Genomic DNA, 15,229 nt, shown 5'->3' on the forward strand with positions numbered 1-15,229 from the left:
CAAAGCCTTAGTCGACAAAGACCTTACTGTAGCCGGACACCAGCCTCGCGACCAGATATTCTAGGCAGCTCAACCACCTGAACCGGAGTGATGCAATGACCGACGCTGTAGCCCATGACGTTGAACTGGACGCCAGTGGCTTGAATTGCCCGTTGCCGTTGCTCAAGGCCAAGATGGAACTCAACCGGATGGTCAGTGGTGCGGTGCTCAAGGTGATTGCCACCGATGCGGGCTCGCAGCGCGATTTTCGCACCTTTGCCCGATTGGCCGGTCATACGCTGCTTCGTGAAGAAGATGAAGCGGGCGTGTACCGCTATTGGTTGAAAAAAGCCTGAAACCTGCGGCATTTGTTCTTAAGGATTATTGATGTTCAAAGTGTTGCGCGACTGGATTCAGCGCTACTTCTCCGATGAAGAAGCCGTGGTTCTGGCGGTTCTGCTGGTCCTGGCGTTCACCGCCGTGCTGACCCTGGGCGGCATGCTGGCGCCGGTACTGTCCGGGATGGTGCTGGCGTACCTGATGCAAGGGCTGGTGCTGACCCTGGAACGCCTGCGTGTGCCGGGCGGGGTGGCGGTGGGGCTGGTCTTTGCGTTGTTCATGGGCGTGCTGCTGGTGTTCATCGTGGTCGTGGTGCCGCTGCTCTGGCACCAACTGATCACCTTGTTCAACGAGTTGCCGGGCATGCTCGCCAAGTGGCAGTCGCTGCTATTGTTGCTGCCGGAACGCTATCCGCATCTCGTTTCCGACGAGCAGGTGTTGCAAGCCATCGAAGTGGCGCGGGGCGAGATTGGCAAGTTTGGGCAGTGGGCGCTGACCTTCTCGCTGTCGAGCCTGCCGCTGCTGGTCAACATCATGATCTATCTGGTGCTGGTGCCGATCCTGGTGTTTTTCTTCCTCAAGGATCGGGCGATGATCGGTCAATGGGTGCGCGGCTACCTGCCTCGCGAGCGAGCGCTGATCACCCGTGTCGCCCATGAAATGAACCGGCAGATCGCCAATTACATTCGCGGCAAGGTCATCGAGATCTTCATTTGTGGTGGTGTGACTTACATCGCCTTCGTCGTTCTGGAACTCAACTACGCGGCGCTGTTGGCGTTGCTGGTCGGTGTGTCGGTGGTGGTGCCCTACGTCGGGGCCGTGGTGGTGACCGTTCCGGTGCTTTTGATCGCGCTGTTCCAGTGGGGCTGGAGCGATCAGTTCATCTATTTGATGGCGGTCTACGGGATCATTCAGACACTGGATGGCAACGTACTGGTGCCGCTGCTGTTTTCGGAAGCGGTCAACCTGCACCCGGTGGCGATCATCTGTGCAGTCTTGTTGTTTGGCGGGTTGTGGGGATTCTGGGGGGTATTCTTCGCGATTCCTCTGGCGACCCTGTTCAAGGCCGTGCTGGACGCGTGGCCGCGCAAGGAGCCCATAGTTGCGCCGTTGTTGTAACGGGTGGCTCTGATTTGTTCGGTGAGGTGGTGGTCCCTTCGCGAGCAGGCTCGCTCCCACAGGCAAGTTTGTGCTGAACACAACACCAATGTGGGCCGAGCCTGCTCGGGAAGGCGCCTGAACAGGCGCCCGATCAATCAGGCCTTGTTCAGCGCCTGAACAGGCGCCCGATCAATCAGGCCTTGTTCAGCGCCTGAGCAGCCGCCAACACCGCATCAACATGCCCCGGCACCTTCACACCGCGCCATTCCTGACGCAATACGCCATTGCTGTCGATCAGGAACGTGCTGCGATCCACGCCCATGTATTCCTTGCCGTACAGCTTCTTCAACTTGATCACGTCAAACAGCTGACAAAGCGCTTCTTCCTTGTCACTGATCAGCTCGAACGTAAACGCCTGCTTGGCCTTGAAGTTCTCGTGGGATTTCAGGCTGTCGCGGGAAACGCCGAACACTTCGGTATTGGCTGCTTTGAAGGCTTCAAGCTGGTCGCGAAAACCCTGGCCTTGAGTGGTGCAGCCCGGCGTGCTGTCCTTCGGATAGAAGTAGATCACCACCTGCTTGCCTTTGAGTGCCGCCAGGCTGACGGTTTGCCCGCTGGTGGCGGGGGCTTCGAAGTCGGCAACCGGTTGATCGATGGCAACGGCCATGAAAGCTTCCTTACATTGGGTTTTGTGGGCGCCACGGTTCGATCAGGGCATCCAGGTTCAGCGCGTCGGCGAAATCCAGGAACTGATCGCGCAACCAGCTGATCTGCACGCCGGCCGGCAGGGTCACGGTGAAGGTGGCATTGAGCATGGTGCCGCCGGTTTGCGGAGCCTGATACGTGTCGCAGGTCAGGTTTTCCAGCTCGACGTTGTGGTCCATGAAGAACTGGCACAGCTCGTTGATGATGTCCGAGCGGTAAGCCGAACTGACATAAGCGACGTACGGCAGGGCCTGGGGACGGTTCTCCAGGGCCGCGCTGCGCACCACGTTGACCGTGAATGCGTGCCGTTTTGCCAGTACTGGCAGGCTGCCTTCCAGGCGTGCCAGGGCGTCCCAGCTGCCGGAGACTTCGAGGACCAGCGCACTGCACTCGCCGTGACGGGTCAGGCGAGAGGTGACCACGGCGCAGCGGTTTTCATGGCTGGCGCGGCACAGGACGTTAGTCAGCTCCATGGGGTTGGCGCCGAGGGCACTGATGACAAGGAATTGTTCGCGAACTGTGGGGGTGGACATGCAGCATTCCTAAAGCGATGAGCGGTCGGTACTTCTATCGGCTTGTTTTGCCGGGGGCGAGCCTGCGGATGCGAATTCAGAAAGTCCCGGGCGCAGGTTGCAACGTGCTCCAGTATGGCAGGAGCGGGCGGTGGCAACGCTGGAATGGGGCTTGTGATGCCGAAAATGGAGGCTCAAACCCGACGTACGAGCTTGTCAGTACCGATCAAAGTCTGAAGGGTAGCGAAAAGCGACGCCAAGGGGAATGGCGGCAGCGCAGTACTTCGCTTGTACAAGCATCTTGGCGCCAGTACCATTACGGCTCTCTTTTTCCGGCAGGAGCGGTTGCATGATTGCGGGCAGTATGGTGGCACTGGTCACACCCATGGATGCACAAGGTAATCTCGACTGGGACAGCCTGAGCAAACTGGTGGACTTTCACCTGCAAAACGGCACCCACGCCATCGTGGCGGTCGGCACTACAGGTGAATCGGCCACCCTCGATGTGAACGAACACATCGAAGTGATCCGGCGCGTAGTGAAGCAGGTCAATGGTCGCATTCCGGTGATCGCCGGTACCGGCGCAAACTCGACGCGCGAAGCCATCGAGCTGACCACTAACGCGAAGAACGCCGGCGCCGACGCCTGCCTGCTGGTCACGCCGTACTACAACAAGCCGACCCAGGAAGGCTTGTACCAGCACTTCAAGGCCATCGCCGAAGCCGTCGATATCCCGCAGATCCTCTACAACGTGCCTGGTCGCACCGCGTGCGACATGCAGGCCGAGACCGTGATCCGCCTGTCGACCGTCAAGAACATCATCGGCATCAAGGAAGCCACCGGCGACCTGAAGCGTGCCAAAGCCATCATCGACGGTGTCAGCAGCAATTTCCTGGTGATCTCCGGTGACGATGCCACCGCAGTCGAGCTGATCCTGCTGGGCGGCAAGGGTAATATTTCGGTCACCGCCAACGTCGCCCCGCGCGAAATGGCCGACCTGTGCATCGCGGCCCTGAACGGCGATGCCGAGAAGGCGCGTGCCATTCATGAAAAGCTGATGCCGCTCAATAAAACCCTGTTTATCGAATCCAACCCTATCCCCGTGAAATGGGCGCTGCATGAAATGGGCTTGATGCCGGACGGTATCCGTCTGCCGCTCACCTGGCTCAGTGCCGAATGTCACGAACCGCTGCGCCAGGCCATGCGCCTGTCCGGCGTCCTGGTTTAATTGAGGAAGTACTACGCATGAAGCGAATGGCCGGACTTTCCGCACTTGCCTTGATTATCTCCAGCACCAGTGGCTGCGGATGGATCTGGGGCCCGGAAGGTTATTTCCGTGACCGTGGTAGTGATTACCTGGAAGCGCAACAGACTGCACCGATGCAACTGCCACCGGATGTCAGCACCGCCAAGCGTCTGGACCCGCTGTTGCCGATCCCGCGCAACGTGGCCGATGACACTGCCAAGGGTGAGTATGTCGTTCCTCGGCCACAGCCATTGTCGGCCGGCGCTGACGCCAGCGCTTACTCCCTGCAGAAGAGCGGCGATTCGCGCTCCATCCTGGCGCAAAACCCGCCTGCAGAAGCCTGGCCAGTGGCCGTGCAGTTCTTCCAGGACAACGGTTTCCGTCTGGATGAACAGCGTCCGCAAACCGGCGAATTCACCACAACCTGGCAACATTCGGACGAACTGTCGGCAGCCATGGCCAAGCGCCTGAGCGCGGCAGGTGTCAGCACCGATAGCGAGATCCGCGCTCGGGTGCGTGTCGAGCCAGGTGTGCAGCGCAACACCAGTGAAATCTATGTGGTCACCGCCGAACGTCCTGCCGGCAGCACCGCCGACGTGGCCTTCACCAATCGTTCGGTCAATACCGGCCTGGACGCGGCACTGGTCGACGACATGCTCGCGAGCATGAGCCGCATCTCGGAGAAGGGCGGTTCGGTCTCCATGCTGGCCTCCCGTGACTTCGACACGCCGAGCCGTGTCAGCCTGAACGTCGATGGCAGTGGCAACCCTGTCCTGAACGTCGGCTCCGACCTGGATCGTGCCTGGTCGAGCGTCGGTCGTGCACTGGAGCAGGGCGAGTGGCGTGTTGAAGACATCAACCGCAGCCTGGGCCTGTACTACATCAACCTGGCTGAAAAGGCCGAGAAGAAAGACGACAAGCCAGGCTTCTTCAGCAGCCTGTTCGGCAGTGCGCCGAACAAGGAAGAAGTTGAAGCCCGCGCCGAGCGTTATCAGGTTCGCCTGAGCAAGGTGGGCGATAGCGTTCAGGTCACTGTCGAGAAGAACATCAACACCGTGGCGCCGGCTGACGTGGCGCGCAAAGTGTTGACCGTGATTCAGGACAATCTGGGCTGATCACATGCGTTTTGCCGTTCTCGGCAGCGGTAGCCAAGGGAACGGCACGCTGATAGCCAGCGCTGATACGTACGTGCTGGTGGATTGTGGTTTTTCCCTGCGGGAAACCGAAAAACGCCTGCTGCGCCTGGGTGTGAACCCTGCGCAGCTGAGCGCGATACTCGTGACCCACGAACATGCCGACCACGTGCATGGCGTGGGTTTGCTGTCTCGGCGCTACAATCTGCCTGTCTACCTCAGTCGCGGCACCTTGCGCGGGATGCGCAAACCCGTCGAACCCGCGGGCTTTCTGGCGGGCGGTGAGCAACTGCAGATCGGCGACTTGAGCATTGGCGTCATTGCCGTGGCCCACGATGCGCAAGAACCGACGCAATTTGTATTCAGTGACGGTCAGCGGCGCTTCGGCCTGTTGACCGACCTGGGCTCGTATTGCAGCAGGGTACTGGACGGCTATCGGGATCTCGATGCATTGATGATCGAGGCCAACCATTGCCGTGACAGGCTGGCTCGCGGTCACTACCCGTACTTTCTCAAGCAGCGGGTGGGCGGTGAACTGGGACATTTGAACAACCATCAGGCGGCATTCCTGGTGGCCGAGTTGGGCTGGCAAGGCCTGCAACATTTGGTCCTGGCCCATCTGAGCAGCAAGAACAACCTGCCGCAGCTGGCCCGGCAATGTTTTGTCGACACCCTCGGGTGCGACCCGGACTGGCTGCAACTGGCCGATCAAGATTCAGGGCTCGACTGGCGACATATCGCCTAGCCCATCTACTTAGCAAGCGGAGCCCATCATGGAAAAACGTGAAGAACTCTACCGCGGCAAAGCCAAGTCGGTTTACAAGACCGACGACGCTGACCGCTTGATCCTGCTGTTTCGCAACGACACCTCGGCGTTCGACGGCAAGCGCATCGAGCAGCTCGACCGCAAAGGCATGGTGAACAACAAGTTCAACGCCTTCATCATGCAGAAACTCGAAGCAGCCGGCGTGCCGACTCAGTTCGACAAACTGCTGGGCGACAACGAGTGCCTGGTGAAGAAGCTGGACATGATCCCGGTCGAGTGCGTCGTGCGTAACTACGCTGCCGGCAGCCTGGTCAAGCGCCTGGGTGTTGAAGAGGGCATGAAGCTCAACCCTTACACCTTCGAACTGTTCCTGAAGGACGACGCCAAAGGCGACCCGTTCATCAACGAATCCCACGTCGTGGCATTCGGCTGGGGCACCGCTGAGCAACTGGTTCGCATGAAAGAACTGTCGCTCAAGGTCAACGAAGTGCTGACCAAGCTGTTCGACGACGCTGGCCTGCTGCTGGTGGACTTCAAGCTGGAGTTCGGCGTGTTCAGCGACGGCTCCATCGTACTGGGCGACGAGTTCAGCCCGGACGGCTGCCGCCTCTGGGACAAGGACACCAAGAAGAAAATGGACAAAGACCGCTTCCGTCAGGGCCTCGGTGACGTCATCGAAGCCTACGAAGAAGTGGCCAAACGTCTGGGCGTACCGCTTTAACCGACGCAAGCATCTGATAGCACAGAAATATTTCGCGAAAGGGGGTTCGCTTCCGGCGAAAGTGTTGTTATGATGCGCGCCGTTGGAGAGATGCCAGAGTGGCCGAATGGGACGGATTCGAAATCCGTTGTACCTTCACCGGTACCTAGGGTTCGAATCCCTATCTCTCCGCCATACATTGAAAAGCCCCGTTGCTGAAAAGCACCGGGGCTTTTTTTGTTGTGCGTGTCTCGTCCTTCGATCCAGGCTTTCTCCAGGAAATACCCCCTGACACTCAATCACACCCTCCCAAAAAATCCTCCGCTACTCTGTTTTTCGCAGATCACTGATCTGCCGTAACCAGCAATCGCAAGGAGCGAATAATGTATTTTGAGATTTACAGGCAAACCCGTGGCACCGCTCAGCATGGTAAGGGCCAATGGCGGTGGCGTTTGCGGGCGGGGAATCATGAAACGGTTGCCAGTGGTGAGGCTTACGTCAACAAGTCTGACTGCGTGCATGCCATCAGTTTGATCAAGGGGACTTGCGATCAGACCCCGGTCAAGGAGATCTAGGCTTCAGGTGGTGAAGCTGCTCAATCAGAGCAGCTTCGTTTCAGTCGGGCGCTCTCAGTGAGCACTTTCGCATTAAACGCAAATGCTTGAGGCGATTCGCTCAGGTTGCATAGACGGCGATTGCGACACCTCCCTAAACTGTCGGCAGTTAAAGGGCGCGGGGCCAATGGATGAATCGCAACGAACTACGCAAGGCCGACATCAATCTGATGGTGGTGTTTGAAACGCTGATGCTTGAGCGCAATGTCACCAAGGTGGCGAAGAAGTTGTTTCTCGGTCAGCCCACCATCAGTTCGGCGCTCAACCGCTTGCGTACGATGTTCAACGATCCGTTGTTCATTCGCGTCGGTCACCGCATGGAGCCGACGGCGCGGGCCGAGGAGATCTTTCGGCACCTGTCGCCGGCGCTGGATTCGTTGTCGGTGGCATTGAGCCTGACCCACGATTTCGACCCGAGCAGCAGCACGATGACCTTTCGCATCGGTATGTCGGACGATGTCGAATATGCGCTGTTGCCGCCCTTGCTGCGCGCGTTGCGCCAGGAAGCGCCGAAGGTGGTGTTCGTGGTGCAGAGTGTCGATTACTGGCGCATTCCCGACTTGCTGGCGGCGGGCGATATCACGGTCGGTATCACCCAGACGCGCGGTCTGCCGGCCAACGCCAAACGCAAATTGTTGCGGCACATCCATCCTTCCGTGCTGCGTGCCGATGCCTCCGATACGCCGCTGACCGTCGATGAATATTGCTCGCGCCCGCATGTGCTGGTGTCTCATATCGCCAATGTCAGCGGTTTTGCCGATGAGTGGCTGGCGCAGATCGGCCGTTCGCGTCAGGTCGTGCTGTCAGTGCCGCAATACAGTTCGTTGCCGGCGTTGCTGGCCGGTACTGACCTGATTGCCAGCCTGCCGGATTACACCGCCGAGGCGATGGCGGCCTCGGGGCAGTTGTTCAAGGAACCGTTTCCGTTCAAGACCCCGACCCTTGAGTTATCCATGGTCTGGCTCAGCCATGTCGACAGCGATCCCGCCGAACGCTGGCTGCGTTCACGACTTGAGGCGTTCATGGGGGAGCGCAATCTGTTCTCGCTGCCCCAATGAACAGGGCAGCACTGTTTTACGCGTACGAGCTTTCCACTGACCTACAGGAGTTACGCCATGCCTCACCTGCACCTGGAATACACCGCCAACTTGCCTGAACTGAACACCGATGTGGCGTTGATGCGGCTTAACAATACGCTGGTGGCCTCCGGTCAATTCGGTGCCGAATTCGACATCAAGAGTCGGGCGGTGAAGGTCGATACGTTCAAGGTCGGCACGGCATTGGCCGAGCGGGCGTTCGTGCATGTGAAGCTGGCGCTGTTGAGCGGTCGCTCGCCGCAGATCAAGCAGCAGCTGTCCGAGAGCCTGCTGGCGGTGGTGAAGGATCTGGGTGAGTGGCCTGCGGGAGTCGACGTCCAGTTGTGTGTGGAAATCCTCGACATCGATCGCGAGTCGTACACCAAGGCCGCCATCGGTCCTTGAATTTCAGCTCATTAGCGGCGCGGCGCAGGCCTTGATGACTTGCCCACGCAACCAGGTGTTGGCGCTGTCCTGATCGACGCTTTGGCTCCAGTGCATGTCGAGGGTGAACCCCGGCAGCCCATTGGGCGCTTCGCGGTGATCGAAGATGGCCTCATTGGCCAGCAATTGCTGGATACGCCGCGGCAGCGTGAGGATCAAATCGGTGCCGGTGATCATCTTCAGTGCCGCACTGTAGCTATTGGCCCGCGCGACAATCTGTCGTTGCCGGGCTTGCTGCGCCAGCCAGCCGTCGACCATATTGGTGGTTGACATCCAGGGTGTCGGAAACACATGCCGGCGCTCGACAAAGGTTTGCAGGCTCAAGCGCGTCTCCAGCGGGGTGGCACGTTGGTCGAAGACGCAAACCAGGTCATCTCTGAGTAGTGTCCTGGTGTTGAAGTCGCCGTGGCTGCGATGAAAGTTCGGGCCGAATCCGATCACCAGGTCGAGGCTGCCATCACGCAATGCCTCGGCCGGGATGTCGGTTTCCAGCTTGTGCATATTGATCATTACCGGCAGATCGGCGAAGGCGAAGTCCTTCAGTAGACGCGGCAGGATCAACTGCTCGAAGTATTCCGGCGCACAAATGTTGAAGGTGACCGGCTGTGAAGTGGGATCGAAGGCTGACGGCCCGGCGTGGCACAGGTTGATACTTTCGATGATCTTCAGTACATGGGGGTACATGCTGCCGGCCTTGTAGGTGGGGCGCATGCCTGTGCGGGTATTGATGAACAGCTCGTCTTCGAAGCTGTTGCGCAGTTTTTTCAGGCAGTAGCTCACGGTGGACTGGCTGACACAAAGCGCCTCGGAGACCTCGGTGACGCTGTTTTGCTCATACACGGCGATGAACACCATGAGGTCCTGCATATCCAGCTTTCTCAGCACGTTACTGTTCAGCATCCATTCCGTCTCGAAGTGCTCGTTGCGCTGACCTGCGCAATCTTGTGCGATTGATCCTAGCGGAATGCAGGAGCGAGGAGAACGTCCTGTCAGTAATCAACTCTGAATCGTGACAGGTATCGCGCGTCGGCTGGACAGCAACAGTGCCAGCATTCCGATTCCGACCAATGCTGCGCCCACCACTTCCAGCGGCATTGGCGACTGGCGCCACCAGAACCAGTGAAACACCGTGATAAACAGCGTGCTCAGATAGATATAGGAAATCACCGAGGACGGGGCGATCACGCCAATGGCTCGGTGCAGCAGCCAGAAAGTCGCCAGGGTGGCGAACAGTGCCAGGTACACCAGCCAGTAAAAATCACTCATAGCCAGCAATGACGCCGAACGCCAGCCGCCACTGAAACCGCAGAACGCCAGCAGAAACAGAGCACCGAACAGCATGTTCCAGAAGGTCATGCCCACCGGTCCGCGCCCCTTGAGGCTGCCGGCCTTGAGTCGCTGGCTCAGGGGCGAATAGAGCGCCAACGCCAGGCAACCAACCCCATACACCGACAATGCATACGGCGAGGGCAGCTCGCCCGGGCCGGTGCCTTTCATCACCAGCAAGACGGCCCCGGCAGCGGCAATCAGCATCGGTGCCACCCGTTGCTTGAGGTGGCTGTCGGGCATCAATACCGCTTCAAAAGCCAGGGTCAGCAAAGGCACCAGGGTGAACATCGTTCCGGTGTTGACCGCCGAGGTGTAGCGCAGCGCCTCGAACAGCGAGCCGAAATACACCGCCAGCAACAAACCGAGCGCGCCATGGCCAAGTAGGCCACGGGCAGTGATGGGGCTATCGCCTTTGATCAGTAGCAGGGGCAAAAACACCAGGGCACAAAACAGCAGACGCAACCCGGTCAGCAGGATCGGGTCGATGGCTTGACTGACCTGCGCCGCAGCGGCAAACGAGGCAGCGATCAGCAAGGCCCAAAGCAACATGCCGGCGTGAGCGAGGGCGAAACCGTTGTGTTTCATGGTGGGATTTTCCTGGTTTGCAGGGATCCGATTAGGCGCGCACCTGCCGGAGGCGGCAAATCAAAAAGTCCACACAGGTATTTGGAAATCAAATACTCCGTTTACAAATAGAGCCAACGGGCTCATTCCCTGAAGGGGAGTTACATTACCCGGGCCTGCACCCTGAACCCGAGCTGAACCATTCTCAAATAAGCTGAAAGTTTCAATTTGTTTTCCAGGTGGCAACTAATCGTTGGCTTATTTTTCACAAAAAATTGATGGTCGGTTGCCTAGAGTTAATGCTGTCGCGGTAAATGAAATTTTCACATTTATCGAAGGCACTTCTTTTCAGGAACAGTCGATCATCATGTTGAAGATTAAAGCCGTGCGCCCGGAGTGGGTGACGCTCATTGCCAGCGCCTTTTTATTGATCGCATTCAACCTGGTGTTGTGGCAACACCTGTTTGAAATCACCGCGGCTGACGGTAAAGGTATCGTCATGCGCATTGCGTTCGGTGCAATGATCCTGGCGGCCTTCAATATAGTATTGACCCTGCTGGCATTCCGGCCTTTCCTGAAGCCGGTCCTGATGTTGCTGTTCATGATCAGCGCCGGCGTTGCGTACTTCATGAGTCAATATGGCGTATTGATCGATGCCGGCATGCTGCGTAACTTCGCAGAAACCAATGTCACGGAAGTGCGTGATTTACTGTCGATAAAGTTGCTTGTGTATATTGTGCTGCTCGGTATTTTACCTGCGTGGTTAGTGTGGAAGACACCAATCAATTACCGTCGCTGGCACCGTGAGCTGTTAAGTAAGGCTCTGGTGAGTATTGCATCGGTTGCCGTCATCGGTGGTGTGGCATTGATTAACTATCAAGGTCTTTCGTCGTTGTTTCGTAATCACCATGAACTGCGTTTGATGCTGGTGCCCAGCAACTACATCGGTGCCTCATTCAATTACGTGGGTGAACAGGTCGCCTCTGCGCAACAACCCTTTGTCAAAGTCGGTGAGGATGCCCAGCGAAACCCCGCCTGGCAAACCCATGGCCGCAAATCCCTGACCGTGCTGGTGGTGGGCGAGAGTGCGAGGGCGGAGAACTTCGGCATCCTCGGTTACGACCGCGATACCACGCCAAAACTTGATAAAGAGGCCGGCCTGATCGCTTTCACGGACGTGCACTCCTGCGGTACGGAAACCGCCGTATCGGTGCCCTGCATGTTTTCCAACATGGGTCGCAAGGATTACAACGCCAGCAAGGCAAAGAATGAGGAAGGTCTGCTGGACGTACTCAAGCGGGCGGGGCTGGATGTGATCTGGCGCGATAACCAGTCGGGCTGCAAGGGCACTTGCGACCGGGTGACACTCGACGATGTCAGTAACCTGAAAGACCCGGCGCTGTGCGCCAACAGTGAATGCCGCGATGAGATCCTGCTGCAAGGACTGCAGCATTTTATCGACAACCTCGATAAAGATACCGTTCTGGTGCTGCACCAGATGGGCAGCCATGGTCCGGAGTATTTCAAACGCTATCCGAAAGAATACGAACGCTTCACCCCGGTCTGTGAAAGTAATGCGCTGAACAATTGCAGTCGCGAAAGTATCGTCAACGGCTACGACAACACGCTGGTGTATACCGACCACGTGCTGTCGACCTTGATCGATCTGTTGCGCAGCAATCAGGACAAGGTTGATACCGCCATGCTGTATCTGTCGGATCACGGTGAATCCCTGGGCGAATACAACTTGTTCCTGCATGGCACGCCTTACATGCTGGCGCCGGAACAACAGAAACATGTGGCCATGCTGGCCTGGTTCTCCGACAGCTATCAAAAGTCGTTTTCGGTGGACACCCATTGCCTGCAGCTGAGCCGGGAAAAACCCCTGAGCCAGGACAACCTGTTTCATTCGATGCTGGGGCTGTTGGAGGTCAACAGCAAGGCTTACAACCAGGATCTGGATATGTTTGCCGGTTGCCGTGGGGCGGTAATCGACGGAGTGTTGGCCAAAGAGTAAAAGCCTTCAGCGCGTCGGTGATGCACTTGTATCGGGCAAATGGCAGCTTTTCCAGCCGTGCGTAAGGTTTTTTCGCTCAAGCTCTTGTTCAGTGGATGCGCGGAAATCGTCGGGGGCGATATATACTGCGGGCCATTCTTCAAGGGAGAGCCGTGTGGCCATCGATATTCACTGGATTCGCGACAACGATAGCCTCGGCCGGTTTTGCGCCGAGTGGCAGCAGTTGCCCTACGTTGCCCTCGACACCGAATTCATGCGGGTCGACACCTTCTATCCGATCGCCGGCCTGCTGCAGGTGGGCGATGGCACGCGCGCCTACCTGATTGACCCGCTGAGCATCGACAACTGGCAGCCGCTGGCCGCGCTGCTGGAAAACCCGGCCGTGGTCAAAGTCCTGCATGCCTGCAGCGAAGACCTCGAAGTTCTGCTGCGCCTGACCGGCAGCCTGCCGGCGACGTTGTTTGACACGCAACTGGCCGCCGCTTACCTGAACCTGGGTTTTTCCATGGGCTATTCGCGGCTGGTGCAGGAAGTGCTCGGCATCGATCTGCCCAAGGGCGAAACCCGTTCCGATTGGCTGCAACGTCCGCTGTCCGAGACCCAGATCAGCTACGCCGCTGAAGACGCCGTGCACCTTGCGGAAGTTTTCGTACAGCTGCGTCCGAAGCTTTCCGACGATAAATATGCATGGGTCCTGGAAGATGGCGCCGAGCTGGTGGCCAACCTGCGCCGCGAGACCGATCCCTATGAGGTCTATCGCGACGCCAAGTTGGCCTGGAAGCTGTCCCGCGCCCAACTGGCCGTGCTGCGTGAACTCTGCGCCTGGCGTGAGACTGAGGCTCGTGCCCGTGACCTGCCGCGCAACCGCATCATCCGCGAACACTCGCTGTGGCCACTGGCGCGCACCCAGCCGGACAATCTCGGCGCATTGGCGAAAATTGAAGACATGCATCCGCGTACCGTGCGTCAGGACGGCGAGTTTCTGCTTGATCTGATCAAGCGCTCTGGCAGTGTGTCGCCAGATCAATGGCCGCCAGCCGTACCGGAGCCGTTGCCGGTAGACGCCGCCGCCCTGCTCAAACAGTTGAAAGCCATCGGCCAGGCCGAGGCCGAGCGCCTGAACATCGCGCCGGAACTGATGCTGCGCAAGAAAACCCTGGAAGCGTTGCTCAAAAGCGGCTTCCCCAATGGTCCCTACCAATTGCCTGATTCGCTGCGTGGCTGGCGCCGCGAATTGATGGGCCAGGCGCTGCTCGACAGCCTGGCCACCGCCGGAGAACAGCCTTGAAACGTATTTGCTCCATCTACCGCAGTTCGAAGAAAAACGAGATGTACCTCTATGTGCTCAAAAGCGATGCACTCGAGCGTGTACCGGAGCCTCTGATGGCCGCCTTCGGCAAAGCCATCCACGCTTTCGACCTGGTATTGACCCCCGAGCGCAAGCTGTCGCGCGAGGACATCACCGTCGTCCTGGAAAACCTCGACAAGCAGGGCTATCACCTGCAAATGCCGCCGGCCGAAGAGGAATACATCGAGCACTTGCCGGAAGAGCTGTTGCGCCGCAACGACCCGATGTAACCGGCAGACAGGCTCTGTTCAGAGCCTTTGTGAAACACTGGAATGATTTTGGCGATGGCCGCGACGACGCGGGGATGCTCCGTCGGCGGCCGTCTGCAGCGTTTTTTGAAAGGTTGAAGCATGCGCGTTCTGATTGCCGAACACGACCACCCTGTGTACGCCCAACTTCTGCGCGAGGCCGCGCCGGAGCTGGAAGTGCTGACCAGCAGTGACTCCGCCGAACTGGCTCGCCAGGCTGCCGAGTGTCCGGTCTGGCTCGGCCAACCCGACCTGCTGGCGACCCTGCTGCGTCAAGGCCACCAGCCACAATGGCTGCAGTCGACCTGGGCGGGGATCACGCCGCTGTTGGCCGACGGTTTGCCACGCCACTATCGCCTGACCCGCGCAGTGGGGATTTTCGGCCAGGTCATGGCCGAATACGTGCTGACCTACATGCTCGGTCACGAGCGTGAAGTGCTGGCAAGGCTGGTCAGCCAGGTCGAGCGCAAGTGGGACAGTCGCCATGGCCAGAGCCTGGCGGGGCGCAAGGTGCTGATCGTCGGCACCGGTGACATCGGGCAGACCGTGGCGCAGTTCCTCGTACCCTTTGGCGTCGAGTTGTACGGCATTGCCAGTGAGGCTCGTGAACAGGCGCCGTTTGTCGAAGTCGGCTCATTGTCCGACTTGCCGCGTTTGGTTGGTCAAGTGGATTACGTGATCAATCTGCTGCCAAATACGCCGAACACCCACGATATCTACAATGCAGCACTGTTCAAACAGTTCAAGCCGACCGGATTGTTCATCAACGTCGGGCGCGGCGTGGCAGTGGTCGATGCAGACCTGGTGGACGCTTTGAAAGAAGGCCATCTGGTGGGGGCGGTGATCGATGTCTGCCGTCAGGAGCCACTGCCGCAGCGTCATCCGTTCTGGACGGCCTGGGGCCTGCTGCTGACTGGCCACAGCTCGGCACCGACGTCGCCATCCTTGATGGTGAAGCTGTTTGTCGAGAACCTGCGGGCGTATCAGGCGGGTGAGGCGTTGCGCGGGGAAGTGGATTTCGAACGCGGGTATTGATCTGCTGGCTTGAATGTTATGCAAAACCTGTGGGAGCGAGCCTGCTCGCGAAGGCGGTGTGTCAGTCGATGAT

General features: G+C 58.6%; 17 protein-coding genes and 1 tRNA gene. 14 read left to right on the forward strand and 4 right to left on the reverse strand.

Going from position 1 to position 15,229, the window contains the following annotated elements:
• Positions 1-95: 95 nt before the first annotated feature.
• Together ACW9HW_RS12725 and ACW9HW_RS12730 are read left to right on the forward strand one after the other, a co-directional pair.
• A complete protein-coding gene (locus ACW9HW_RS12725; RefSeq protein ID WP_095195482.1) occupies positions 96-335 on the forward strand; it encodes a sulfurtransferase TusA family protein in 240 nt (79 codons plus the stop codon).
• A gap of 31 nt (positions 336-366) precedes the next feature.
• Positions 367-1,437 carry an AI-2E family transporter gene (locus ACW9HW_RS12730; protein WP_457400107.1) on the forward strand — a complete coding sequence of 357 codons (1,071 nt, stop codon included), beginning with the start codon at positions 367-369 and terminating at the stop codon, positions 1,435-1,437.
• Between the two features lie 175 nt (positions 1,438-1,612).
• Here the strand turns inward: ACW9HW_RS12730 and ACW9HW_RS12735 are convergent, their stop codons facing one another.
• Both ACW9HW_RS12735 and ACW9HW_RS12740 read right to left on the reverse strand, forming a co-directional pair.
• Complete coding sequence (locus ACW9HW_RS12735) at positions 1,613-2,086, reverse strand: peroxiredoxin (RefSeq protein ID WP_095195484.1); 474 nt, start codon at positions 2,084-2,086, stop codon at positions 1,613-1,615.
• 10 nt (positions 2,087-2,096) lie between these two features.
• Positions 2,097-2,657, reverse strand: a complete 561-nt coding sequence (locus ACW9HW_RS12740) for a glycine cleavage system protein R (RefSeq protein ID WP_056856013.1) — start codon at positions 2,655-2,657, stop codon at positions 2,097-2,099.
• Between the two features lie 328 nt (positions 2,658-2,985).
• On the opposite strand from ACW9HW_RS12740, the gene dapA reads away from it, so the two are divergent.
• The 8 genes from dapA (at position 2,986) to ACW9HW_RS12780 (ending at position 8,576) form a co-directional block, all read left to right on the forward strand.
• Entirely contained in the window at positions 2,986-3,864 is an 879-nt protein-coding gene (gene dapA, locus ACW9HW_RS12745) for a 4-hydroxy-tetrahydrodipicolinate synthase (RefSeq protein WP_095195485.1), read from the forward strand.
• 17 nt (positions 3,865-3,881) lie between these two features.
• Positions 3,882-4,997, forward strand: a complete 1,116-nt coding sequence (bamC, locus tag ACW9HW_RS12750) for an outer membrane protein assembly factor BamC (RefSeq protein WP_457400110.1) — start codon at positions 3,882-3,884, stop codon at positions 4,995-4,997.
• Between the two features lie 4 nt (positions 4,998-5,001).
• Entirely contained in the window at positions 5,002-5,760 is a 759-nt protein-coding gene (locus tag ACW9HW_RS12755; protein ID WP_457400111.1) for an MBL fold metallo-hydrolase, read from the forward strand.
• A 28-nt stretch (positions 5,761-5,788) separates the two neighbouring features.
• Positions 5,789-6,502: a phosphoribosylaminoimidazolesuccinocarboxamide synthase gene (gene purC / locus ACW9HW_RS12760; protein WP_095195488.1), complete on the forward strand. Its 714-nt coding sequence runs from the start codon at positions 5,789-5,791 to the stop codon at positions 6,500-6,502.
• An 84-nt stretch (positions 6,503-6,586) separates the two neighbouring features.
• Positions 6,587-6,676 (forward strand) — tRNA-Ser (locus ACW9HW_RS12765).
• Positions 6,677-6,864: 188 nt separating this feature from the next.
• Positions 6,865-7,056, forward strand: a complete 192-nt coding sequence (locus ACW9HW_RS12770) for a YegP family protein (protein WP_095195492.1) — start codon at positions 6,865-6,867, stop codon at positions 7,054-7,056.
• 170 nt (positions 7,057-7,226) lie between these two features.
• A complete protein-coding gene (locus ACW9HW_RS12775; RefSeq protein ID WP_095195493.1) occupies positions 7,227-8,153 on the forward strand; it encodes a LysR family transcriptional regulator in 927 nt (308 codons plus the stop codon).
• Between the two features lie 57 nt (positions 8,154-8,210).
• Complete coding sequence (locus ACW9HW_RS12780) at positions 8,211-8,576, forward strand: 5-carboxymethyl-2-hydroxymuconate Delta-isomerase (protein WP_457400113.1); 366 nt, start codon at positions 8,211-8,213, stop codon at positions 8,574-8,576.
• Positions 8,577-8,579: 3 nt separating this feature from the next.
• On the opposite strand, the gene ACW9HW_RS12785 is transcribed toward ACW9HW_RS12780, so the two are convergent.
• Together ACW9HW_RS12785 and ACW9HW_RS12790 are read right to left on the reverse strand one after the other, a co-directional pair.
• Positions 8,580-9,515, reverse strand: a complete 936-nt coding sequence (locus tag ACW9HW_RS12785) for a LysR substrate-binding domain-containing protein (RefSeq protein WP_457400115.1) — start codon at positions 9,513-9,515, stop codon at positions 8,580-8,582.
• 96 nt (positions 9,516-9,611) lie between these two features.
• Positions 9,612-10,529, reverse strand: coding sequence for a DMT family transporter (locus tag ACW9HW_RS12790; protein WP_457400117.1), 918 nt, complete (start codon positions 10,527-10,529; stop codon positions 9,612-9,614).
• A gap of 346 nt (positions 10,530-10,875) precedes the next feature.
• On the opposite strand from ACW9HW_RS12790, the gene ACW9HW_RS12795 reads away from it, so the two are divergent.
• The 4 genes from ACW9HW_RS12795 to ACW9HW_RS12810 all read left to right on the forward strand — a co-directional run bounded on the left by ACW9HW_RS12795 (position 10,876) and on the right by ACW9HW_RS12810 (position 15,156).
• Entirely contained in the window at positions 10,876-12,525 is a 1,650-nt protein-coding gene (locus ACW9HW_RS12795; RefSeq protein WP_457400118.1) for a phosphoethanolamine transferase, read from the forward strand.
• Between the two features lie 154 nt (positions 12,526-12,679).
• Complete coding sequence (rnd, locus tag ACW9HW_RS12800; protein ID WP_095195498.1) at positions 12,680-13,813, forward strand: ribonuclease D; 1,134 nt, start codon at positions 12,680-12,682, stop codon at positions 13,811-13,813.
• Positions 13,810-14,103 carry a YcgL domain-containing protein gene (locus ACW9HW_RS12805; RefSeq protein ID WP_095195499.1) on the forward strand — a complete coding sequence of 98 codons (294 nt, stop codon included), beginning with the start codon at positions 13,810-13,812 and terminating at the stop codon, positions 14,101-14,103. Before rnd ends, ACW9HW_RS12805 begins: the two co-directional genes overlap by 4 nt.
• A 120-nt stretch (positions 14,104-14,223) precedes the next feature.
• The gene (locus ACW9HW_RS12810) at positions 14,224-15,156 is read left to right on the forward strand and encodes a D-2-hydroxyacid dehydrogenase (protein WP_095195500.1); all 933 of its coding nucleotides are present in this window, start codon (positions 14,224-14,226) and stop codon (positions 15,154-15,156) included.
• Positions 15,157-15,229 lie beyond the last annotated feature (73 nt).

It is taken from the genome of Pseudomonas sp. SDO5532_S415 (genome assembly GCF_054071155.1).

Excerpts from the sequence above, each read along its gene's own strand:
- ACW9HW_RS12755 (WP_457400111.1), top strand. The coding sequence starts at position 5,002 with ATGCGTTTTGCCGTTCTCGGCAGCGGTAGCCAAGGGAACGGCACGCTG.
- ACW9HW_RS12790 (WP_457400117.1), bottom strand. The coding sequence starts at position 10,529 with ATGAAACACAACGGTTTCGCCCTCGCTCACGCCGGCATGTTGCTTTGG.
- purC (WP_095195488.1), top strand. The coding sequence starts at position 5,789 with ATGGAAAAACGTGAAGAACTCTACCGCGGCAAAGCCAAGTCGGTTTAC.
- dapA (WP_095195485.1), top strand. The coding sequence starts at position 2,986 with ATGATTGCGGGCAGTATGGTGGCACTGGTCACACCCATGGATGCACAA.
- ACW9HW_RS12730 (WP_457400107.1), top strand. The coding sequence starts at position 367 with ATGTTCAAAGTGTTGCGCGACTGGATTCAGCGCTACTTCTCCGATGAA.
- ACW9HW_RS12780 (WP_457400113.1), top strand. The coding sequence starts at position 8,211 with ATGCCTCACCTGCACCTGGAATACACCGCCAACTTGCCTGAACTGAAC.
- ACW9HW_RS12810 (WP_095195500.1), top strand. The coding sequence starts at position 14,224 with ATGCGCGTTCTGATTGCCGAACACGACCACCCTGTGTACGCCCAACTT.
- bamC (WP_457400110.1), top strand. The coding sequence starts at position 3,882 with ATGAAGCGAATGGCCGGACTTTCCGCACTTGCCTTGATTATCTCCAGC.
- ACW9HW_RS12770 (WP_095195492.1), top strand. The coding sequence starts at position 6,865 with ATGTATTTTGAGATTTACAGGCAAACCCGTGGCACCGCTCAGCATGGT.
- ACW9HW_RS12735 (WP_095195484.1), bottom strand. The coding sequence starts at position 2,086 with ATGGCCGTTGCCATCGATCAACCGGTTGCCGACTTCGAAGCCCCCGCC.
- ACW9HW_RS12785 (WP_457400115.1), bottom strand. The coding sequence starts at position 9,515 with ATGCTGAACAGTAACGTGCTGAGAAAGCTGGATATGCAGGACCTCATG.
- ACW9HW_RS12775 (WP_095195493.1), top strand. The coding sequence starts at position 7,227 with ATGAATCGCAACGAACTACGCAAGGCCGACATCAATCTGATGGTGGTG.
- ACW9HW_RS12740 (WP_056856013.1), bottom strand. The coding sequence starts at position 2,657 with ATGTCCACCCCCACAGTTCGCGAACAATTCCTTGTCATCAGTGCCCTC.
- ACW9HW_RS12725 (WP_095195482.1), top strand. The coding sequence starts at position 96 with ATGACCGACGCTGTAGCCCATGACGTTGAACTGGACGCCAGTGGCTTG.
- ACW9HW_RS12795 (WP_457400118.1), top strand. The coding sequence starts at position 10,876 with ATGTTGAAGATTAAAGCCGTGCGCCCGGAGTGGGTGACGCTCATTGCC.